Here is a 22440-nt window from a genome sequence, read left to right as displayed (position 1 = left end):
TACCGTTCACAACCGGTTATCGGCCAATGGGTACTTTCCGCAGAATGGAATCGATCACCTGCAGGGTTGTAACGCCATCGGCCTCGGCTTCGTAATTGAGCATGATGCGATGGTTGAACACATCCGGGGCCAGTTCCTTGATGTCTTCGGGCAATACATAATCGCGCCGGTCGAAATAAGCCAGTGCTTTGGCAGCCAGATTCAGGTTGATACTGGCGCGGGGCGATACGCCAAACTGGATGTAGCGGGCCTCATCGCGGAAATTGTACTCCATGGGTCGACGAGTGGCGAAAACGAGTTCGATAATATACCGCTCCAGGGTTTCGGAAATAGCAATGCCATTGATTTCATCCCGAATAGCAACCAGTTCTTCCTTGCCCAAAACGGGACGCACTTCGTACTCGAAGTTCATGTTCGACATGCGTCGCATCACGGCCAGTTCATCCTCTTTGCTCAGGTAATCGACAAAAACTTTCATCATAAACCGGTCCACCTGGGCTTCGGGTAGCGGGTAGGTTCCCTCCTGCTCCACCGGGTTTTGGGTGGCCAGTACCAGGAAAGGCCGGTCGAGCATAAACGTTTCCTCACCAATGGTCACTTGCTTTTCCTGCATGGCTTCGAGCAGGGCGGCCTGTACTTTAGCCGGTGAGCGGTTCACTTCATCGGCCAGAATCAGGTTGGCAAAAATAGGGCCCTGTTTCACTTCGAACTCGGCGGTTTTCTGGTTGAAAATCATCGTTCCAATCAGATCGGCGGGAAGCAGATCGGGGGTGAACTGGATGCGCTGAAAATCCAGTTCCAGCACTTTAGCCAGCGTATTGATGGTCAACGTTTTAGCCAGACCCGGAACCCCTTCGAGCAGGATGTGCCCGCCCGTAAACAACCCAATAAGCAGCCGATTGAGCAACCGATCCTGCCCTACCACAACCTGGCTCATCTCGGCAAATACCTCACGGATTTTTGTGTGGTAGGAAAAGGTGGTAGTCGATTGCATGAAGTTTTGTTAACTGGTTGATTGGCTATTTAACCAAGTAACTGATTGACTATAGTCAAAACGTTGCCCGGATGCTGCGGTCTTTACCGTGAATGTCTTTATACACCTGAATTTTAGTGAATCCTCGTTCGGCAAATACCTGCCGGGTAGCCTCCCCGAACCGCTCGTTTATCTCAACGTAACAGGCCCCGTCTTTCGTCAGGTGATTCGTACAGAAATCGGCTACCGCTTTATAAAAAACCAGCGGGTCATTATCTTCCACAAACAACGCCAGGCCGGGTTCGTAATCAAGCACGTTCCGGTCCATGTCGATAGCTTCGGACCGCGTGACGTAGGGTGGATTGCTCACCACGCAATCGAACCGATTAGTAAAATCCATCGAAACGTTCAGGATGTCCTGAATAGCAAACGTCACGGCTCCCTTCAGGTTAACGGCGTTATGCCGGGCCAGGTCAAGGGCTTTCGGGGACACATCCCACCCCGTCACCACCGATTGGGGGAGAAACCGGGCCAGCGTAATAGCGATACACCCGCTGCCCGTACCGATATCCAGAATGGGTACATCGTCGGTACGGTCGGCAAAGTCGTGCATGATGAGCCGGACCAGGTCTTCCGTTTCGGGTCGGGGAATCAGCACATCGGGGGTTACTTCAAACTCCAGTCCGCAAAAAATGGTGGTACCGATAACGTGTTGAATCGGTTCCTGCCGGTTCAGCCGTTCCAGTATTTTAAACCAGTCGGGTTCCGTACGATTCGGGGGCAGGGGCTTATCGGTTAAAATATCCGTTTTTCGCAGACCAAAATAGTGGTCGAGCAACATAAACGCCATTTCCCGCGCTTCTTCGGGTGGATAGGCAGTAATATTCCGGCTGATTCGTTCGTAAAGCGGTTTGGCTGTAGCCATTTGATTCTGGTCGAGTAATTTTGCGTAAAACTAAGAAGTTTATGGTATACGGTTTTCGGTTTGTGGTTTTCGGCAGGCCGACAATCCAAAGCCAAACCACTGTAAACCATTAACTGAATTCCATAAACTATGAACCTATTCATGCTCCGGGCTCTCGAACTGGCTACCCTTGGCCGGGGCAGCGTTAGCCCCAATCCCATGGTCGGCTGTGTGCTAGTTCACCATGCCGAAGGGCAGGAACCACGCATCATTGGCGAGGGTTGGCACAAGCAGTACGGCGACTGGCACGCCGAAGTAAATGCTGTTCGCTCGGTTCGTGCCCAAGATACGCATCTATTGGCGGAAGCTACTGTTTATGTCACCCTGGAACCTTGTTCACACTGGGGAAAAACGCCCCCCTGCGCCGATTTACTCATCGAAAACCGGGTAAAACGCGTCATTTGTTGCAATGATGACCCTAATCCGCTGGTGTCGGGGCAGGGTTTTGCCAGGCTCCGGACGGCTGGTATTACTGTAGAAACGGGTGTTTTGGCCGGAAAAGGTCGGGCGTTGAACGCGCGTTTCTTTACGTTCATAGCACAAAAACGACCTTATATTATCCTGAAATGGGCCGAAACGACCGATGGCTACCTGTCTGGCGAAGCGGGACAACCGATACAGATTAGTGGGCCATTGTCCCGTCGATTGGTACACAAGTGGCGCAGTGAAGAAGACGCGATTATGGTAGGGACCAACACCGCCCGCATCGACAACCCCCGCCTGAATGTGCGGCTTTGGCCGAACGGTAAAAATCCGGTCCGCATCGTTTTCGATAAAGATCGCTCACTGCCTCCCAACCTGCACTTATTTGACGGTTCTCAGCCAACTGTTGTTTATCATCAGGTAGAAACTAAGAGCGTGACTGAACAGCCAGGTGTCATTCACGCATTTACCGATTCGCTCATTCACGCACTAGACGATCTCTACCAACGCAAAATTCAGTCAGTATTGGTAGAGGGGGGAACAACGCTACTACAGTCGTTTATGGGTGCCGGGCTTTGGGATGAGATGCGCGTGCTACGAAGCCCGATGATGCTTGGAAGAAGTCAGACCGCCGTAAAAGCCCCCAGGGTGGAAGGAAGGCTGGTGAGTCGGGAAATGGTGGGGCAGGATGAGTTGACTATCTATAAAAATAGGTCTGAAAACTAAGCAGGGACTATAGCTATACATTCGTCCAGGTCTGATTGTATGTTTTCCGTGTGCTTTTCAGTTGAACTAATTCTTTCTTCAAGGCGCACCTTTGCCTAACAATATCCACTTAAGCACTCGAGAGTCAAAATGATTTACTATAATTGATTTCCTAATTATACTAGTCCTATATAGCAACTAAGATGATACGCACCTCCACTTTTATCAGCTACCTCTTGCTGGTCTTAATCTTTTTTAACTTGGGGTCGGCCCAGGCGCAAAACGCCGTAAACACGTTAGAAGCCTTACACTTCATAAAATTAGGGAATACGCTGCGCATGGTTGACCGCACTCAGCAAGCGGTTGATTTACTGCTGAGAGCATTACCCGCGGTTCAATCAAAAGATGATTATCTGGAAGCCGTTGCATACGAAAATCTGGGCTTTGCTTACACTGATTTAGAGAGTAGCCAAACGGCACTGAGCTATTTCCATAAAGCTCAAAACTTATACCGGAAATTGAATTATGGCGCAAGTGAAGCTGCCATGCGCCAGCTAATTGGGGAAATGGCGGGGAAAGATTTATACGCTGGCATTGACATTGGCGCTTCAGGCGTAAAACTGGCCATTTTCCGAACCACCTATGAGAACGGTTTTTATGAGAAAAATATCAAAGTTAAACCCATTGCCCCGAACGTAACGCTGGTTTCGGGAACGGCCCAGTCTTTTCAAGATGGACAGGAAGTGATGAAGGTCTACCTGGACTCAATCAAAAAATATAAAATTCCTGCCAACCGCACGTACATTGCCTTTAGTAGCGGAATTAACGAAACACTGGGAAAAACGCCTGCCAAAAAAAAGAGGTTGTACGAACTTTTTTCGTCGCTAATTGCCAATAGTATGCCGGGAAGCGACAGTTTACTAATTGATTCAACCCTGACGGCCGCCCGTGAAGCAGAATTATTCCTGATTGGTTCTGTGCCCCGCCGGTTATGGATTGCCACATCTTGTATTGATATCGGCAGTGGAAATACCAAAGGCGGTTACTACGACAGCGGCCGTAGATTCCACTCATATAGCCTGCCATACGGCACCAAAACACTGGCTAACCTAATTGATAATAATCGATCGCTAGCTATTGATACCTACAGAGACGAAGCGAAACGAATGATAAAAGCGATTGCGGATACGGCCGTAAATGTCGAATTCAATACCGCCAGTCCCGGTTTGCAACAACGCAAAACAGTAGCACTGGGCGGTGGTATTGCCTGGGCAATGACGGTTTATCTGCACCCCGAAAAGGCGGGAACAACAGCCGTTCCGCTAACCTTAGCTGATGCGGAACGATTTGCCCGATTAGCGTTGACCGATTACCAAGCCCTCATCCACCCCGATCTGACTGCTATAAATGATCCATTAGTGCAAAGGAAAGCCGAAACAGATATCAGTAATGTCCAGAACCAGTTCAATGAGAAGCAATTGATTGCCGGCTCTTTGTTACTTGAATCAGTTTTTAAAGCGTATGCCAATACATCAATACCGAAACGTTTTATTTTTATCAGAGACTCTGACATTAGCTGGGTAACAGGCAAATTTCTGGAAATGCTGAATCAGAATTACGAGCGAGCTATTGCCAAAACCGCCCGGTAGAGACTAGTGACTTACGCTATTTTTTCACCCGAAGTCCAGACGCCGGTTGTGTGCAGGGACTTATCGAGCCGAACCAGATTGGCAACATAGCCCGTTCTTATTCGGCCCAGCTGGTCATCCAAACCGATTATCTCTGCCGGAATGAGCGACGCCATCCGCAGGGCATTCGTCAATGGAATACCCGCCTGTTCCACGGCGATTCGGACGCAATCAATCAGGGTGATGGCCGAACCCGCCAGGTTTCCTTCATTATTCACGTAGCGTCCCGGTCCCGGGCCATTTGAGTCGGGTTCGTAGTGGACAACGAACTGCTCCAGGGTAAACGCGGGGCGGGGAGGATTGGCAAACAAGGCATCAGAGATCAGGAAAAGCCGTTCCCCCAATAGCCGGTAGGCAATGCGAATACTGGTTGGATTACAGTGATAACTGTCGGCAATGATACTGGCCCGAACCGTTGGGTGATCGAAGATAGCCCCTACGATACCCGGCTCCCGACTCTCGAAACCACGCATGGCGTTGTACAGGTGCGTGGCCAGGGGAATGCCTCCGTTGAAGGCGTCCGTAGCCTGTAGATACGTGGCGTTGCTGTGACCGAGCGATAGCAGCGTGTTCGGATGTTTTAATCGGTTGATGGTATCCAGTTGACCCGGCTTCAGTATTTCGGGGGCCAGCGTCAGAATACGTATCACGTCGGCATTACTGCTGAACAGGGTTTCCAGCTCACCTTCGGCGGGTACACGCACGTACGCCATGCTGTGCGCCCCCCGTTTGATGGGGTTAAAATAAGGCCCTTCCACATGAATACCCGGTACGCCAAATGGGTTTTCGGTCCGTACCACCTGTACGGCAGCCATCGACTGCTGCATCACTGCTAACGAAGTAGAGTGAATGGTCGGTAATAAAGTAGTGGTGCCGTTTCGGGCGTGGGTGTCGTAAATATGCCGGACTGTGTCGGGGGTGGGCTTGTCGTTCAGGAACAAATCCGAGCCGCCATAAAGCTGCAAATCAATTAGTCCGGGAATCAGATAGTCCCCTTCCAGGTCAGTGACGGTTGTTTCTGCCGTCGTTACGGGCATTGTGGTCACTTCCTGAATGCGCCCGTTAGCCACGCGTACGGACGCTCCGGTTAACCACTCTTCACCGGTGAAAACGGTGGCGTTATTGTATTGAATCATGCGATTGAAACAGGAATCCTGTTTGTTGATACGAGTAAAATGACCGAAATCTACCAGTTATTTCGTTTTTTTGCGAACAGTAGCCATATCGGTTTACAGTTTTCGGTATACAGTTCAACAAAATCCGCTGTTGAGGCCTCTGCCCTACCGAAAACCACAAACCGAAAACCATAAATCGAAAACTGTTGTCCTCCGTCCGTTTACTGCCCCCTGCCACGCTTACCCAGCCCGGTCTTGTTCAGGACCATCTAGTCCGGGCTACCATTCCGCTGGCCTCATCAAAAAGCGAAAGCAACCGCGCCCTCATTATCGATGCGCTGACCGGTTTCCGGTGCGACCTGAAAAATCTGTCCACCGCCCGCGATACGCAAACGATGATTCGGCTGCTCAAATCAACCGACCCGGTGGCCGACGTGCTGGATGCCGGTACAACCATGCGGTTTCTGACGGCTTATTTTGCCGTTACCGGCCAGCAAAAAACGATGACCGGCACCCCCCGTATGTGCGAGCGGCCCATCGGTATGCTGGTTGATGCTCTGCGTACACTCGGTGCCGATATTACGTACCTGAAGGAAACGGGCTATCCACCCCTGCAACTCAACGGTTTTTCGGCATCCGGCAACAACCAAATCAGCATTCGGGGCGATGTAAGCAGCCAGTACATTTCAGCCCTGCTGATGATTGCCCCGCTATTGCCCGAGGGTTTAACCCTGGCACTAACCGGACCTATCGGGTCACAGCCTTATATCGAGATGACGCTGGAACAGATGCGCTTTTTCGGGGCCGACGTGCAGGCCGACTGGGACAACAAACTCATCACGGTAGCGCCAAAACCATACACACCTGCCACGTACGCCATCGAATCCGACTGGTCGGGGGCGAGTTACTGGTACAGTGTATCCGCTTTGGCGAAGGACGAAACCGCTGGACTAACGCTGCTGGGTCTGAAAGCTAAATCCTTACAGGGCGACAGCGCTATTGCGGACATGATGCAGGCATTTGGGGTGGAGAGTACTTTTATTGAAGCGGGCGTTAGGCTGACTAAAGTGCCAGCCAGTGACTCCTTAGCCTGGGATTTTACGGACTGCCCGGATCTGGCACAGACCGTGGCCGTTTGTGCGGCTATGAAAGGCATCACCCTGCGCCTGACGGGTATCGAGAGCCTCAAGATAAAGGAAACGGACCGGGTACTGGCCTTACAAACCGAATTGCAGAAGATTGGGGCTGAACTGGTCGAACTGGAACCCAACCACCGGTACGAAGTTCGTCAAACCAGTACAAAGCCCAGTGCTCCCGCTACCATTGCCACCTACGACGACCACCGGATGGCAATGGCCTTTGCTCCTGTAGCCATGCGTCAGGAAATTATCATTGAAGAACCGGGGGTAGTGGCCAAATCGTACCCCAGTTTCTGGGACGATATGGCGCGGGTAACAACGGTGGAGTTTTTATCGGAGGAAACCGGGCGTCCATCCTGACATAGGTATTGCCGGAAACTGATAATCTGTCGCTAGATAATCCACACGTTATCCCGGCGGATGAAATAGAGTTCATTGTGCCAGAGTACCCGTAGATAGATGTCTTTGGTCCCCAGAATACTGACCTTGTTGCCGCGCCCTACCACTTCGGCAACGGGGGCCGCTGCCGATGGATCGGTACGCAACAGCACGCGATCCTGATTGGTGATGCCCGATTGTACCCCTTCCGGTAAGTTCGTAAAAATCAGCAGGAGAAGCAGGTAGATAAACACAACCCATTTCTGCCGTCCCGGAATGGGTTCTTTGCGAACCACTTTAAGCACTAATATGCCAAAAACGTACAGGGCTGGAATGAGCAGAAAAAGCTGTAAGTAAATGCCGTATTTGCGGTAAAAGAGATAGAAATAATTCAGGTCGTCGATTTCATAACCGATCAGGTTATTGGCCCGGGCAATCTCATTCATCCGTAGGAGTATAGCATCATCGGGGTGGCGGTCGAAGTAGACCTCCAGGTAATAAAGCAGCCGGGGTACATCGTGCTGCTGTTCGCTGATACTCGCCAGTTTCAGCAGCATGGGGTCGGTGGCGGTGTGCCCGGCGGCCAAAACGCCTTCGTACAGGCGCGACGCCTGAATTTTCTCACCAGCAGCAAACAGCGAATCGGCCCGGCGGAGCGAATCGGTCAGGGCGGGCTGGGCCAGCGCTACAACAGGCAGCAAACAAAGAAAAGGCAGTATGTTTCGCAGAAGGATTCTCAATGACGTTAGGGCCTTTTTTTATGCTTCCACCTGATGAAAATAAACCGATGTACCTCCCTGACTGCAAACCGATAGGCCCTTTGCAGTCCCCGTCAGTTTTACGGACAAAACACGTTTATTGAATCGAAACAAAAAAAGCCGCTGGTGGGCGGCTTTTTTTCTGGGCAGCCGTCCTTAAAACGGCAGGTCGTTGCTTTCCTCATCAAAGGCAGCGTTGAATGACATTGGCGCTGGTTGACTACTCTGCGCGGCCGGGCGCGACTGCGCCTGAGGGGCAGCACTCCGACCGGGAGCCGGACTTGCTTCTCCTTCGCTTAATTCGATGCGAAAAGCCCGCAGTTCGGTGTACCAGCGTTCGTTGTATTCCCTCGACTCAGCACTAAAGGTTGCCTTAAGCGTATCGCCATCGGCAAACTGCTTTAGGTCAGCTACTTTATCCCCCCAGGCGGTCAGGCACACCTTTTTTGGATATTGACTATCCATTGTTTCAATAACAAATTCCTGTTTGCTCCAGGGACCATTTTTACCCTGTCCCGTTACTTCGGGCAGTACTTTTATCAGTTTTCCTACTATTTCATTTGCCATGCGACCAGGACTATTTAAGCGTGATTTAGACTCATAAAAGTACGAAATTTTGCCCGATTCCGGGCTATAATTCCCTAAAAAAGCAAAAGATTCCGGGTGGGGTTTTGGAAAAAAAAAGGAGACAGCTATCTTTGCACCCGCTCTACGGAACTGGCCACGTGGTGAAACTGGTAGACACGCCATCTTGAGGGGGTGGTGCTGCAAGGCTTGGGAGTTCGAGTCTCCCCGTGGTCACAAACAAAAATGCTCAAATCAGCTTGATTTGAGCATTTTTCGTTTTAGCAGGGGTCTCTAGGGCAAGCCTTCCTCATTCTACACTCCTCATGTTCACCACCTGCCAGGGCGAAAACAGTTTATTCCATCGGGCAAAGCACCTTCATTACTTCTCCAGCGTTTCGTGCTCTCTGGGCTCTAGCGGTAGCCGGTGCAGCAGGTGATCCATAAATTTATCGAGTTTATCGGCGTTTTCTCCGCTTTGGTCAGTTCTGCACCTATCATAAAAAAGCTACTCACAAGGTTACAAAATAGCTTTTTGGCGTAGTATGACAGATTGAGTAGCTTTGGGTTATCGACCCGTGAATTAGTCCGTAAAGCGACTTAACTTCTATATTGCTATTGGTCTCATGGGAGGCCTAAGCCAATTCGAATGACTTTACAGACTTACTCACGGATCAATAACTGCGTTCCCTAGTCGAAGAAGTGCGCCCAGAAGCGGTCCAGCCGCCACCCGCGCTCGTTACGCTTATCGTAAGTAAAATCAGGATTGGATAGGTTACGTTTATGGTAACTTTTTACACAATCCAAGCGCTCTAGTACAGAATTATAGCTTATCCAAACAGTCTTATGCGAGAAGGGGTTAATCGCCAAACGGAGTAACTACTCAATCGTTAGTCAACAAACTTCCTATGGATTCACAAGCAACTAATCACTCGAATATGGGCAAAGGAAACTATAAAAAATTCTTCCTGATGCTCGCCGTTTCCTTCGTTATCATGCATCTTACGATGTACCTGAACACTGAGAAAGCCAGCCATTTGTATTTCAGTACCAACCGCTTTTATATGACCACGCTGATGATTACGACAATGGCAGTTGTTATGCTCCTGTTCATGCGTTCCATGTATCAGGATAGTCGGATGAACACAATCATCATTGCCGGAAGCGTTGCCCTATTTGCGCTGGCCCTGTTCTTTGTTAGAAATCAGGTCTTCATTGACGATAAACGCTTCATGCAGTCGATGATTCCGCACCACTCCATTGCCATTCTGGTCAGCAAAAATGCCGATTTGAAAGATCCTGAAGTAAAAGAACTGGCGCAGTCGATCATTGACGCTCAGGAACGGGAAATAGCCCAGATGAAACGGATTCTCGCCCGGATGGATCAGAAATAGCCACCATAAACCCAGTCTAATGCCGGGTTTATCAGGACGGTATAAGTAGTAAAATTTCTATATTTTTTGGCGCTGTGCGTTTCTCATGATGTAACCCAACGATAAGTTAAGCCGAGAGAAAAACGCACTTATTCCGCTACAGTAGCTCCCTGCGGCCTGGGCGTATTCAGTGAAAGAAACAGTTTAAAGCTTCCCAAAATCCCCATCCATAGTGGCTCTCCTATGGTTTCGGAAACTGATTGTGGCAGGCAGGTTCAGGGGGCAATATCAACCTGAGCAGACCAAACTAGTTCGCTGCCCTGAGCCCTGACCCAGCAGGTAGTCAGCGTCAGCGTACCAGTTCCTTTACTAATTAGGGGTTGACGTCAGTTTAGGCAACTGGACCAGTTTGAACCAGTGATGGCAGAAGGATTCCATATCCCGCAGCGCATCCTGTTTTAACATGAGTGAATTGGCACCCGCCCTGTAGTAACGAACAACCTCACTATCGGAGATGGCTCCCGTCCAGACTACCACGGGGATATGGCAACAGTTTTCGGAATGCATAACCCACACCAGTAGTTCATACCCATCCATGAGAGGCATATTCGCATCCACCATAATCAGGTTTGGCTGGAAGCCTCCGGTAAGTTTTTGCGTAGCCTCAATCCCGTCACGCACATGGGTTAATGTTACCCGTTCATTACACTGCTTAATGTGGCTGGCCAGCAGCATTAAATCATCATCGTCATCATCGACTACCAATATATCAAAGTTCATAAGTTGTCGAGCAGAAGGTTAGCTAATTTATCCGGGCATACGCTGCTAAAAATCATCCGGGCGCAGGTATAGGGTATTAACCTGTCTGGCAAACCATTGTTCTGAATGAAGCGGCAATACGGGAGCAACTGATTGGCAGTGACGCACAACGGGTCACTATTTACTTTTTTATTACTATTTAATCGTGCCTTTGCCACGTTTGGGTAAACGACTACGTAAGAAAGAATAAAACCCCTTGTTCATGCATAAACGTGTACCTGGTACGTGTTTCAATCTGTTCATTTTCTTTCTTTACTAAAACCATGAAAAAACAAATTATGCTTGGCCTGGTACTGGCAGCAACGCTGGGGGCCTGTAACCAGAACAGTAACGTAACGCCCACAACAACGGCATCGGCTGTTGCAGGAGCGGGGCGGGCTGCCACTGACTCGTACGGAAAAGGCATAACCATCACCGCCGACCAGTTGCCTGCTGCGGCTACCGCCTACCTCACGACCACCTATGCAGGTTATACCCTCATACAGGCCATGCAGGGCACCGACCGGACGGGGGCTACCTTTTATGCGGTAGTGATCGAGCAGAACAGCATTCGGTATCATCTCCACTTCGACGACAACGGGGCTTTTGTGGCTGGCAAAGGCGGACGCGGTCCCGGTATGAACGATGCGAACGAAACCACAATTACGGCCGATGCGTTGCCAGCCGCCATTACTACCTACCTGACCACCACTTACCCCGGCTACGTACTGGTTCAGGCCGAACAGGCTGCGGATTCGGCCGGGGTGGTGATTTATTACGAAACGGTTATTACGGCCAACGGCAAAACGTTCCAGCTTAACTTCGACCCAGCGGGCAACCTGCTGAAAGGGGGTGGAGGTAAAGGAGGTCATGGTGGACCCGGCGGAGGAAAACCAATGGGCACCTCGCTAACGGCGGCTCAGCTACCCGCTACCGTAACCACGTACCTGACAACCAACTATAGCGGTTATACCTTCGGGCAGGCATACCAGGCTACTACGCGGGACGGTGTAACGGTATACGCCGTAATGATTACGCAGAACAGTACCAGATACTTCCTGCTGTTCGATGCCAACGGTGCTTTTGTCAACGTTCGTACAGGGAAACACTAAGTAATCGTAGTGCAGCGAAACGGGGCATAAGTGGCTACACAGTCACTTATGCCCCGTTTCAATTGCTGGCTACAGGGCAATTTACCAGGGAGAATCCTCTTAGCTATTTACCTGAAAATTAACAATTTAACGCTCAGGAAATCACCCGAATGGCCGCTTTCACATCCGACACTTTTTCCCGCAGCGCATGCAGCGAACCATCCATGACAGTTACGTGGCCCATTTTACGGAAGGGTTTCGTGATGGCTTTACCATACAGAAAAGGGAACACGCCAGGCATAGCGAGCAGATTCTCCAACCCTTCGTACACGGCGGGGCCGGTGTGTTCATCTTCGCCGAGGAGGTTAACCATAGCGGCTGGTTTGTAGGCGGAAGTATTGCCGAGTGGGTAGTTCAAAATAGCCCGCCAGTGTTGCTCGAACTGCGATGTTACGTTGGCCCGGATGGTGTGATGCCCGCTGTTATGCGGACGGGGCGCAACTTCATTGATGAGGACGTTCCCCTGTTTATCCAGAAACAACTCCACCGCCAGTAACCCAACAATGCCGAAGGCGTCGGCAGTTCGTCGGGCAATGGCCTGCGCCTGCCGGTCGGTTTCAACCGAAATTTCGGCCGGGGCAAACAAGTATTCGACCAGATTGAGTTCGGGGTGAAACACCATTTCCACCGTGGGAAAGGTTTCTACCTCTCCCCGCTCGTTGCGGGCCACGATTACAGCCAGTTCTTTAGTGAAGTCAACCGCTTTTTCCAGAATACCAGGTGCATCGAACGCTTTGCCCACATCGGCAACGGAGCTAATGCGCTGAACCCCCCTCCCATCGTACCCATCCCGACCGAGTTTGTGGAAGGCCGGAAAAAAGTCCGGTCTATCAATTTCGATCATGGCCACATCGGCGCGGTTGTCGGTCAGGATAAAATCGGCAGTGGGCAGGTTGTTGGCGCGGTAAAACTGTTTCTGTAGCCGCTTATCCTGAATAATCCGGATCACGGACGGCTGCGGAAACACCCGTTTTCCTTCCCGTTCCAGCGCTTCGAGGGCTTCTACGTTGACGCGTTCAATCTCAATAGTCAGTACATCAACCGATTGCCCGAACTGATAGACCGTATCATAATCGGTGAGTGAACCCGTTGTGAACTGCGCACACAGGTGTCGACAGGGTGCTTCGGCATCAGGATCGAGAATATGGACGCGGAGATTCCAGTCGATGGATGCCTGCAACAGCATCAGACCAAGCTGGCCCCCGCCAAGAATACCAATAGTATGTGTCAAGAGCGTGAAAGAACGTAAGAGTGAAAGAGCGAAATTGAACTACCGAAGCAGATTGAACAGGCAAAATTAGTGATTCGCTGTTTCGCTCTTTCACACTTCCCCTCATTTTTAATTCTTCCGGATGATATCCGAGCCGCCGGATTCGCTTCTGGCCACCACGCTGGCTGAGCCGTAGTAATAAATATCCGAGCCGCCCGACGCCTTCATTCTCAACTCGTTTTGGGCATTGACATACACATTAGAGCCGCCGGACGAGCTGGCGTTACAACTTTCTACCGTTAGCTTTCGGGCATCGAGGTTAGACCCGCCGGAGCCGTTGGCATTGAACATCCGGGCCGACCCCTGCAAGCGCGCATCGGCCCCACCCGATGCGGATGCGCTGAGGTCATGGGCCTTGAAGTCTAACTGCATATTGGAGCCGCCCGATGCCTCCAGGCTCAGGTCATTGAACGAAAGGCGGCCCTGCCCAAACACATTGGCCCCGCCCCCGGCCCGTATGGTTTGTAGTTGCCGGAATGTCAGATACGCTTTTACGGATGTGTTTCGTCCCCAGGCCCAGCCACCGAATCCTTTCCGCTCGATGTAAAGCCTTAGGGTGCCATTCCGTATTTCCGAAATAACCTGGTCTTCGTCTACCCCTTTGGCTTCCAGGGTTAGTTTTTCGGCATTGCCCTGGGTTAGATAAACAACAATACCGTTGCTGACACTCAGGCCGGTAAACCCCGATACGGGCCGGTCTTTTTTCCAGTCGTCACTGGAGGTGTTAAGAGCGGCAGCGAATAACGTAATGGATAGTAGTAGTCCTTTCATAGCTTTTCTGGTTTAGTGACAGGCTACCTACAAGATGAAAAAAAGCAGAACTTCGTTGCACGAATAATCAAAAAGAGGTGTCCGGTTTTACAAATGACTTTGTCCGCTAACGGACGTTACGTACCTTAGGGTTATCGGTAGTTTCTTATAAATCAGGGCGATAACAATCTGGCACGAGGGTTGAGCCATTACCGGTACGGCCAAAAATAATCGTTTAAACGTAACCAATTATGATTCAACTTCGCAACGTCTCCAAGTATTACCCCGCTGGCTTTGGCAAGGTATACGTTCTTCGCAATATCAGCCTCGACATTGCTCAGGGAGAGTTCATTTCCATTATGGGGCCTTCCGGCTCCGGTAAGTCGACCCTGCTGCACATTTTGGGCCTGCTGGAAGAACCCTCCGAGGGCGAATACTTCTTTGATGATCAGCCCGTTCAGAAATTATCCGAAAAAAGACGGACCGAACTGCACCGTACCCGCATTGGCTTCGTGTTTCAGGCCTATCACCTGATTGACGAACTGACGGTGTATGAAAACATTGAAACGCCCCTGCTGTACAAGGGACTGAACGGGTCAGAACGGAAAAGCCGCGTGGCCGGGTTGCTCGACCGCTTCAATATGGTCGCCAAAAAAGATTTGTTTCCCGCTCAATTATCGGGTGGTCAGCAGCAACTGGTTGGTATCGCCCGGGCGCTGGCTGCCGAACCGACCGTTATTTTTGCCGATGAGCCCACGGGAAACCTCCACTCCGACCAGGCCCGCGACATCATGGAACTGTTTCGAGAACTGAACAAAAAAGACGGCGTAACCATCGTACAGGTAACCCACTCCGAAGTTAATGCTGAATACGGTTCCCGTGTCATTCGGCTAAAAGATGGCTGGCTGGAAGAATCATCCCTTCAGCAACTGAGCGCACAGGCTGTAAAGTAAGCGGGGAGACAGCAACCAATGACGGGATAGTACCCATTGCCTCTTATTATTGACGCGCCCCAGGCCAATAGAGGGGGTCAGGCCGCCAGGGTGGCTATCAACGAACCCTGACCTAATCTGCCTTACTTCACACCGTAACGGTTTCAACCAGTCCACGACTGCGTTGAACCGTGTGATTATTTACCGGCCTGTTGATTTCATTTACGGGAATATATCCGATTTATAAACCAAAAACAGGCTTGATTTGCGCCGTTTATCCCAAAATGATAGCTGCGCCGATGCTAAGTTTGTAACATTGACCTATCAAAATTATGTGTATGCAAGTGGCCTGGAAACAGATGCGGGTTATAATAGCCCTGTTACTAACGACAGGATTGTCGAACGTTTACGCACAAAATGCGCCGACCCGAACGGATGCATCGGCCGTATCGCCCGCAAACGGGGTGATTCCTGCGGCAAACCGGCTGGATTTACCACAATGTATCGACATTGCGCTCAAAAATAACATCACGGTAAAGCAGAGCCAGTTACAGATTAACAACAGTGAGGTACAACTGCAGCAGGCAAAGCTAAACCGGCTTCCAAACCTGAATGGTTTTGCTACGCAGAATTTCAGCGCTGGTTTTAACATCAACCCGGTTACCAACCAGTTTGTATCGCGGTCCATCCAGTCGAACAACTTTCAGCTGACGTCCTCTGCCACCCTGTTCAACGGGGGAATTTTGCAGAATACCATCAAACAAAACGAGTTACTGCTCCAGTCCAATGAGAAAAATCTGGAGGCTACCAAAAACAACGTTATCCTGACGGTGATTCAGAATTACCTGAACGTACTGACGGGCCAGGAGCAGCTTATAATTGCCCGGCGGCAGGCCGATGTAAGCCGGTCGCAGTTTGAGCGGACTCAGAAATTGGTTAGTGCCGGAGCAGCCGCCGAGTCGGCCCTGTTCGATTTACGGGCGCAGCAGGCTACGGATCAACTGGCCATTGTTAATGCACAGAACAACATCGATCTGGCTAAAGTAGCGTTGCTTCAGTCGATGAATCTATTCAGCGACCAGTCCATTGAAGTAGCTCCTATAGCTGTCCCGGACCCCAGCATTGTAACATACGAAGCTTCGCCCCAGCAGATATTTGAAATTGCCAACGAGACTATGCCCGATGTAAAGGCCGCTAATTTGCGCGTTCGGAGCGATGAAAAAGGAATAGATGTGGCACGGGGAAATTACTATCCTCTGTTGCAGGTGAATGGCGGTTTAACGTCGCTTTACTCTAACTTTGGTGCGCAACGGGCTACCCAGAATGGCACGAACCAAATTCCGCAAACGGTTATAATCAACGGCGTATCGACAACCATTTTTATCGAGCAACCCAACTTTTCATACGAAAATTTTTCCTTCACGGAACAAGTCAAAAATAACCTGAACCGGTCGCTTGGATTTAGTTTACAAATACCAATATTCAACCGGTTTCAGGTTCGAAACCGGGTGCAGACGGCCACGTTGAACAAGCAAAACTCGGAATTACAGGCCGATAACACCCGCTTGCTGCTTCGCCAGAACATTGAAAATGCCTATGCGAACCTGGAGGCATCGGGAAACCGGTACCGGGCTACGCTGGCACAGGTGCAGGCACTGGAATCGGCTTTTGGCGCATCGGAAAGCCGACTGAATGCCGGATCGATTAACGTAACAGAATACAATATCACCAAAACGAACCTGGATCGTGCCCGGGCCAGTTTGGTGCAGGCTAAGTACGATTACGTGTTTAGAACCAAAATTTTAGATTTTTACCAAAACAAACCGTTCAGTTTTAATTAATGATTGAGTGAATCGGTACGCCGAAGCGACGTGATTGAGTGAATAGCCAATGGACGTTCTACTCACTCATCCACTCAATCACTCATTCACTCCCTATCATGAAGAAAAAGTCGAATCGCATTTGGTGGCTATTAGGTGGACTGGTTATATTGATTGTAGGTGGATTAGTCGCGGCAAAACAAGCTGGTCTGATTGGCAAACCAGAAGCAACAGAAGTTGATTTCGCAACCGTCAAACGGACCGATATAACCGAACGGGTCAGCGCGTCAGGGCGCGTTCAGCCGCAGGTCGAAGTAAAAATCAGCCCCGACGTATCGGGAGAAATCATTGGACTGTACGTGAATGAAGGTGACCCCGTCAAAGCGGGCCAGTTGCTGTGCCGTATTCGTCCTGACAACTATGAGTCATTACTGGCGCGGGCGCGGGCCACGGTAAATCAAAGTCGGGCGCAGTTAGAGCAAACCAAAGCTTCCGTAGCGCAGTCGAGTGCCCGATTGATACGGGCCAAAGCAGACTACGACCGGCAACAGAAATTATACGCCGACAAGGTCATCTCATCGGCCGATCTGGAAACCAGCGCGGCCAATTACAACGTCGCCAAGCAGGAAGTGGAATCAGCCAACGCCAACGTTCGGGCATCGTCTTTCAATATAAAGAGTGCCGAAGCCAGCCTGCGCGATGCAACGGAAAACCTGCGTAAAACAACGATATACAGTCCCGTAAATGGTACGGTATCAAAACTCAATATTGAATTGGGCGAGCGCGTGGTGGGTACCTCTCAGATGGCGGGTACCGAGATTATGCGAATTGCCAATCTGCAAAACATGGAAGTTCGCATTAACGTGAATGAGAACGATATTGTACGGGTTAACCTCAACGACACGGCCGATATTGAAGTGGACTCCTACACCATGACCGGCCGAAAATTTAAAGGCGTCGTGTACGAAATTGCCAATACAGCCAACGGACTTACGAGTTCAGGGGGTGCAGCCGCTTCCCTGTCGGCCGATGCCGTAACGGAGTTTGAAGTGAAAGTAAAAATATTGAATAGCTCTTACGCTGACCTGCTGGCTCAGAAAGACAAGAAAGGCTACCCGTTCAAGCCCGGCATGACGGCCTCGGTCGAAATCCTGACCGACCGAAAAGCCAAGGTTCTGGCGGTACCCATTGCGGCTGTCACAACGCGCAGTGCCGATTCAACTGCTATTGACACGGCCGAAATGAAAGACAATCAGAACGGTACTGTTAATGAAGTGCCGGCCGGACAAGTGGAGAAGAAAGAGAAGGCGAAAGAAATCGTTTTTATCAATGCAGGAGGCAAAGCCGTACAACGGAACGTAACAACCGGTATCAGCGATTTCGAGAACATCGAAATCTTATCGGGTTTGAAAGAAGGAGAGCAGATTATTTCCGGCCCCTTTATTGCCGTCTCTAAGAAACTTAAAAATGACGACCTTGTGATAAAGAGAGATCCGAAGAAGGATAAAAAGAAAGAAGACAAGGAAGAATAACGGGTAATAACTCACCGCTGCTATCCGTTTCAAAAAACGATTTTTCTTCGCAAGGCAGCGAATTCTGCTTTTCCATTGACGTGTAAGAAAACAAAAAAGCCAAGTGAGACACTCTCTTGGCTTTCTGATTTACTCAACGTTATGAAAAACTTTTCTTTTCGACACAATTATAAAACAAAATTAAGTAAAATTCATTGATATCCCGGAATAATTTTTCCACCATGAGCACAACCAACTGACAATAAGTACATTGTAAAAGAAAGTGGGTATAGGATTTGCCCAACAAGTTAGGTAAAAATACTTAACCTGGCGGGCAAACTCTATGTAAACATGAACTGATATTAATTAAAAAGCAGCCCGTCCCGAATGGTTACCGTACGGTCGGCAAGGGCGGCAAGCGCTTCATTATGCGTTACAATAATGAAGGTTTGCCCCAGTTCATCCCTAAGTTGAAAGAATAGCTGGTGTAAACCTTCTGCATTACGCGAATCGAGGTTCCCGCTGGGTTCATCGGCAAAGACAATGGCCGGTTGATTGATGAGTGCCCGTGCTACGGCTACCCGTTGCTGCTCCCCGCCAGACAGTTGAGAGGGCAGGTTTTTCATCCGGTCCTGCAGGCTGAGTTTTTCCAGCAATTCAGTAGCCCGCTGGCGAACCGCCCGTTCATCTTTCCCCGCAATGAACCCGGGCAAACACACATTTTCGAGGGCTGTAAATTCAGGCAGCAGATTGTTGAACTGGAAAACAAAACCGATGCGCTCATTGCGGAATTTTGCCAGTTGCCGGTCATTGAGCGCAAAAACGTTCTGGCCGGCAATCCGCAGCTCCCCCGAATCGGGCCGGTCCAGGGTACCAAGTATCTGGAGTAATGTCGTTTTCCCGGCGCCTGATGCCCCAACGATAGAAACGACTTCACCCGGCCCGATAGCCAGATCAATTCCTTTCAGTACAGCCAGGTTACCGTAATTCCGGCGAATATCAATGGTTTGAAGAAGCGACATCTGGAATGATAAATGATGGATGATGGATGATAAATTAATGGGATTGCAAACGGGAATTAACTTAATTTTCGACAAGCCCGTTCATTATTCATCATTCATCATTCATCATTTCCTGTTAACTTGCCGCACAAAAATACGATTTCCAATCCTCCTTGTTGCAGTTGCCATGAATATACACGAGTATCAGGGTAAAGAAATTCTTAAAAAGTACGGTGTCCGCATTCAGGAGGGTATCGTAGCTGAATCACCCGAGAAAGCCGTTGAAGCCGCCAAACTCCTGATGGCCCAGTCAGGTCAGAAGTTTGTGGTGGTAAAATCTCAGATTCACGCCGGTGGCCGCGGAAAAGGCAAGATCGTTGGTTCTGAGCAACGGGGCGTAGCATTAGCCAAAAGTATCGATGCGGTACGGGACATCACCAAAAATCTCATTGGTAACGTACTGGTTACCCACCAGACCGGCCCGGAAGGAAAACAGGTGAACAAAGTCCTCATTGCCGAAGATGTGTATTACCCTGGTGCTACGGAACCAAAGGAAATGTACATCGGTATTCTGCTCGACCGGAACAAAGCCTGTAACGTCATAATGGCCAGTACCGAAGGCGGTATGGACATTGAAGAGGTAGCCGAGCATACACCCGAAAAAATCGTGAAAGAATGGATCGATCCATCCGTTGGGCTGCAACCGTTTCAGGCACGCAAGGTAGCTTTCGGGCTTGGGCTGGAAGGGGAAGCCTTCAAAGAAATGGTGAAGTTCGTTACAGCACTTTATAAAGCGTACGTGGACACGGATGCATCCATGTTCGAGATTAACCCGGTTCTGAAAACGTCAGACAACAAAATTCTGGCCGTTGATGCTAAGGTGAACTTGGACGATAATGCCCTGTACCGCCACCTCGACCTGAAAGCCATGCGTGATCTGGCCGAAGAAGATCCTCTCGAAGTTGAAGCGTCGGCCAATGACCTGAACTACGTGAAACTGGACGGGAACGTCGGCTGTATGGTAAACGGTGCTGGTCTGGCCATGGCAACCATGGATATTATCAAACTATCCGGTGGCGAACCGGCTAACTTCCTCGATGTTGGGGGTGGAGCCAATGCCAAAACGGTAGAAGCCGGTTTCCGGATTATTCTGAAAGACCCGAACGTAAAAGCGATCCTGATCAATATTTTCGGTGGTATCGTTCGCTGCGACCGTGTGGCTACGGGTGTTGTGGAAGCCTACAAAGCCATCGGTAATATTCCGGTTCCGATTATCGTTCGTTTGCAGGGTACCAATGCCGAAGAAGGGGCTAAAATCATTGACGAATCTGGTTTGAAAGTACAATCAGCCGTATTACTTAAGGAAGCCGCCGAGAAGGTTCGGCAGGTTATTGAGTCGTTGTAAGAACTTTGACCAAGTACCAGCAAAAAGTAAAAGCCCGAACGCACGTTCGGGCTTTTACTTTTTGCTGGTACTTGGTCGCAACTAACGAGCTTTGGCGTAATACGTCTTCGCTTCGGGCAACAACTTCTGCAAATCATTGATCCGGCGAGCATCAGATGGGTGGCTCGATAGGAACTCAGGCGTTGACTTACCGGAACCCGCTTTGGCCATACGCGACCAGAACGCCACAGCCTCCTCCGGATTGTATCCGGCCATCGACATGAATACCAGGCCGAGGTGATCCGCTTCCGATTCCTGCGCCCGGCTGTGCGGCAAGGCACGGCCCACCTGATAGGCAGCAGGCAACCCGGCACCAACCGCCTGCATCAGCAGAGCCCTGGTAGTATTACTCTGCTGCGCCTGCGATCCCAGATAGGCCTGCCCTACCTGCATCAATCCATTAGCTACGAGGCTTTCGCTCATGCGCTCATTACCGTGTTCGGCAATGGCGTGCGACACCTCATGGCCCATTACAGTGGCTAATCCTGCTTCATTCTGGGTGTACGGCAGAATACCGGAATAAACGACAATCTTACCTCCGGGCATACACCAGGCATTTACCTGAGGGCTTTGTACCAGGTTGTACTCCCAGTTGAATCCTTCTAATCGCTTACTAAGCCCGTTTGCGTTCATGTATTGCTCAACAGCCTGGCGGATACGCACACCAACCCGGCGTACCATCTCGGCATCGCCGGAGTTTACCACGCGGCTGGTATCCAGGAACTGCTTGTATTGCTGACTGCTCAGCGCCAAAATCTGATCGCTAGGCACCAGCAGTAATTGCCGACGGCCCGTTAGCGGTACCCGTGCACAGGAGGAGATGAGTCCCACCAGCACTAACATACTTAGGAGTGTCTTTTTCATTAATTTGTATTTTCTTGTTTAGTGAGATTCTGACGTTATATGACTCACCAGAGCTGGCATTTGTTCAAATTTTTGTAAACCAGATGCGGTCAGGCCCTCTTTAGTCCTTAGATTTGCAATAATCTGAATAGTTTAAAAACTCATGTCTACCGGTTCAGGCGTGTGTTGATTATCAGGCCTAAACCTAGAGAATCCCGTATGAAAATCATCTGCGTTGGTCGGAATTACGTCGAGCATATTAAGGAGTTGAACAACGAACAGCCCGACGCCCCCGTTATCTTCCTGAAACCGGAAACGGCCGTCCCTCTGAAAAACGAGCCGTTCTTCTACCCGGATTTCTCCCGGGATGTTCACCACGAGGTCGAAATTCTGGTCAAAATCAATCGGGTAGGGAAAAATATTGACGAGAAATTCGCGCACAAATACTACGACGAAATAGGTGTTGGTATTGATTTTACCGCCCGCGACTTACAAAGTAAACTAAAGGCGAAGGGGCTCCCGTGGGAACTGGCCAAAGGCTTCAACGGCTCGGCCCCTATCTCGGGCTTTGTGCCCAAATCGGATTTCCCGGACCTTAAAAATCTAAACTTTCACCTGGACGTTAACGGCGAAACCCGGCAACGGGGCAATACCAGTTTAATGTTGTTCCAGATTGATTATTTGATATCGTTCGTGTCGCGTTTTTTTCTGCTTCAACAGGGCGACATTTTATTCACGGGCACACCAAAGGGTGTGGGACCGGTTCAGGTTGGGGATAAGTTAACCGCATTTATTGCCGATAAACCCATGCTGACATTTGATGTAAAGTAAGTTCATTTT

Annotated in this window: 20 protein-coding genes and 1 tRNA gene; 11 read left to right on the top strand and 10 right to left on the bottom strand. The window is 50.1% G+C overall.

What is annotated here, in order from left to right; translation table 11 throughout:
• Window positions 1-16: 16 nt before the first annotated feature.
• Together B156_RS0125440 and prmC are read right to left on the bottom strand one after the other, a co-directional pair.
• Window positions 17-994, bottom strand: a complete 978-nt coding sequence (locus B156_RS0125440) for an AAA family ATPase (RefSeq protein ID WP_018622624.1) — start codon at window positions 992-994, stop codon at window positions 17-19.
• A 55-nt stretch (window positions 995-1049) separates the two neighbouring features.
• Entirely contained in the window at window positions 1050-1898 is an 849-nt protein-coding gene (prmC, locus tag B156_RS0125435) for a peptide chain release factor N(5)-glutamine methyltransferase (protein ID WP_018622623.1), read from the bottom strand.
• A gap of 129 nt (window positions 1899-2027) precedes the next feature.
• Here prmC and ribD point away from each other — a divergent pair, with 129 nt between their 5' ends.
• Together ribD and B156_RS0125425 are read left to right on the top strand one after the other, a co-directional pair.
• Window positions 2028-3086 carry a bifunctional diaminohydroxyphosphoribosylaminopyrimidine deaminase/5-amino-6-(5-phosphoribosylamino)uracil reductase RibD gene (gene ribD / locus B156_RS0125430; protein WP_018622622.1) on the top strand — a complete coding sequence of 353 codons (1059 nt, stop codon included), beginning with the start codon at window positions 2028-2030 and terminating at the stop codon, window positions 3084-3086.
• Between the two features lie 182 nt (window positions 3087-3268).
• Window positions 3269-4714 carry a tetratricopeptide repeat protein gene (locus B156_RS0125425; protein WP_018622621.1) on the top strand — a complete coding sequence of 482 codons (1446 nt, stop codon included), beginning with the start codon at window positions 3269-3271 and terminating at the stop codon, window positions 4712-4714.
• An 11-nt stretch (window positions 4715-4725) separates the two neighbouring features.
• On the opposite strand, the gene nagA is transcribed toward B156_RS0125425, so the two are convergent.
• Complete coding sequence (gene nagA, locus B156_RS0125420; RefSeq protein ID WP_018622620.1) at window positions 4726-5889, bottom strand: N-acetylglucosamine-6-phosphate deacetylase; 1164 nt, start codon at window positions 5887-5889, stop codon at window positions 4726-4728.
• Window positions 5890-6074: 185 nt separating this feature from the next.
• Here nagA and B156_RS0125410 point away from each other — a divergent pair, with 185 nt between their 5' ends.
• Window positions 6075-7367, top strand: coding sequence for a 3-phosphoshikimate 1-carboxyvinyltransferase (locus tag B156_RS0125410; RefSeq protein WP_018622618.1), 1293 nt, complete (start codon window positions 6075-6077; stop codon window positions 7365-7367).
• A 32-nt stretch (window positions 7368-7399) separates the two neighbouring features.
• On the opposite strand, the gene B156_RS0125405 is transcribed toward B156_RS0125410, so the two are convergent.
• A complete protein-coding gene (locus B156_RS0125405; RefSeq protein WP_052635796.1) occupies window positions 7400-8125 on the bottom strand; it encodes a hypothetical protein in 726 nt (241 codons plus the stop codon).
• 174 nt (window positions 8126-8299) lie between these two features.
• Window positions 8300-8710 carry a DUF3127 domain-containing protein gene (locus tag B156_RS0125400; RefSeq protein ID WP_018622616.1) on the bottom strand — a complete coding sequence of 137 codons (411 nt, stop codon included), beginning with the start codon at window positions 8708-8710 and terminating at the stop codon, window positions 8300-8302.
• Between the two features lie 152 nt (window positions 8711-8862).
• Between B156_RS0125400 and B156_RS0125395 the strand changes: the two genes are divergently transcribed.
• Together B156_RS0125395 and B156_RS0125390 are read left to right on the top strand one after the other, a co-directional pair.
• Window positions 8863-8944, top strand: a tRNA-Leu gene (locus tag B156_RS0125395).
• Between the two features lie 701 nt (window positions 8945-9645).
• Window positions 9646-10101: a DUF305 domain-containing protein gene (locus tag B156_RS0125390; RefSeq protein WP_018622615.1), complete on the top strand. Its 456-nt coding sequence runs from the start codon at window positions 9646-9648 to the stop codon at window positions 10099-10101.
• A 348-nt stretch (window positions 10102-10449) separates the two neighbouring features.
• Here B156_RS0125390 and B156_RS0125385 read toward each other — a convergent pair whose 3' ends face one another.
• The gene (locus B156_RS0125385; RefSeq protein WP_018622614.1) at window positions 10450-10860 is read right to left on the bottom strand and encodes a response regulator; all 411 of its coding nucleotides are present in this window, start codon (window positions 10858-10860) and stop codon (window positions 10450-10452) included.
• Between the two features lie 302 nt (window positions 10861-11162).
• Between B156_RS0125385 and B156_RS0125380 the strand changes: the two genes are divergently transcribed.
• Entirely contained in the window at window positions 11163-11990 is an 828-nt protein-coding gene (locus tag B156_RS0125380) for a PepSY-like domain-containing protein (RefSeq protein WP_018622613.1), read from the top strand.
• Between the two features lie 133 nt (window positions 11991-12123).
• Here B156_RS0125380 and B156_RS0125375 read toward each other — a convergent pair whose 3' ends face one another.
• Together B156_RS0125375 and B156_RS0125370 are read right to left on the bottom strand one after the other, a co-directional pair.
• On the bottom strand, window positions 12124-13260 hold the full coding sequence (locus B156_RS0125375; protein WP_084757876.1) for a 5-(carboxyamino)imidazole ribonucleotide synthase: 1137 nt from the start codon (window positions 13258-13260) through the stop codon (window positions 12124-12126).
• A gap of 108 nt (window positions 13261-13368) precedes the next feature.
• Window positions 13369-14070, bottom strand: coding sequence for a head GIN domain-containing protein (locus B156_RS0125370; protein WP_018622611.1), 702 nt, complete (start codon window positions 14068-14070; stop codon window positions 13369-13371).
• A gap of 230 nt (window positions 14071-14300) precedes the next feature.
• Between B156_RS0125370 and B156_RS0125365 the strand changes: the two genes are divergently transcribed.
• The 3 genes from B156_RS0125365 (at window position 14301) to B156_RS0125355 (ending at window position 18333) form a co-directional block, all read left to right on the top strand.
• Window positions 14301-15002 carry an ABC transporter ATP-binding protein gene (locus B156_RS0125365; protein ID WP_018622610.1) on the top strand — a complete coding sequence of 234 codons (702 nt, stop codon included), beginning with the start codon at window positions 14301-14303 and terminating at the stop codon, window positions 15000-15002.
• A 311-nt stretch (window positions 15003-15313) separates the two neighbouring features.
• Window positions 15314-16822: a TolC family protein gene (locus B156_RS0125360; protein WP_245563835.1), complete on the top strand. Its 1509-nt coding sequence runs from the start codon at window positions 15314-15316 to the stop codon at window positions 16820-16822.
• 98 nt (window positions 16823-16920) lie between these two features.
• Window positions 16921-18333, top strand: coding sequence for an efflux RND transporter periplasmic adaptor subunit (locus B156_RS0125355; protein WP_018622608.1), 1413 nt, complete (start codon window positions 16921-16923; stop codon window positions 18331-18333).
• Window positions 18334-18674: 341 nt separating this feature from the next.
• On the opposite strand, the gene B156_RS0125350 is transcribed toward B156_RS0125355, so the two are convergent.
• Window positions 18675-19334, bottom strand: coding sequence for an ABC transporter ATP-binding protein (locus B156_RS0125350; RefSeq protein WP_018622607.1), 660 nt, complete (start codon window positions 19332-19334; stop codon window positions 18675-18677).
• A 166-nt stretch (window positions 19335-19500) separates the two neighbouring features.
• Between B156_RS0125350 and sucC the strand changes: the two genes are divergently transcribed.
• Complete coding sequence (gene sucC, locus B156_RS0125345; RefSeq protein ID WP_026261056.1) at window positions 19501-20718, top strand: ADP-forming succinate--CoA ligase subunit beta; 1218 nt, start codon at window positions 19501-19503, stop codon at window positions 20716-20718.
• An 81-nt stretch (window positions 20719-20799) separates the two neighbouring features.
• On the opposite strand, the gene B156_RS0125340 is transcribed toward sucC, so the two are convergent.
• A complete protein-coding gene (locus B156_RS0125340; protein ID WP_018622605.1) occupies window positions 20800-21621 on the bottom strand; it encodes a M48 family metallopeptidase in 822 nt (273 codons plus the stop codon).
• 198 nt (window positions 21622-21819) lie between these two features.
• Here B156_RS0125340 and B156_RS0125335 point away from each other — a divergent pair, with 198 nt between their 5' ends.
• Complete coding sequence (locus tag B156_RS0125335; RefSeq protein WP_018622604.1) at window positions 21820-22431, top strand: fumarylacetoacetate hydrolase family protein; 612 nt, start codon at window positions 21820-21822, stop codon at window positions 22429-22431.
• The last annotated feature ends 9 nt before the right edge of the window (window positions 22432-22440 follow it).

The sequence above is a fragment of the Spirosoma luteum DSM 19990 genome (assembly GCF_000374065.1).
Classification (GTDB): domain Bacteria; phylum Bacteroidota; class Bacteroidia; order Cytophagales; family Spirosomataceae; genus Spirosoma; species Spirosoma luteum.
This window is presented reverse-complemented; position numbering and strand designations above follow the sequence as displayed.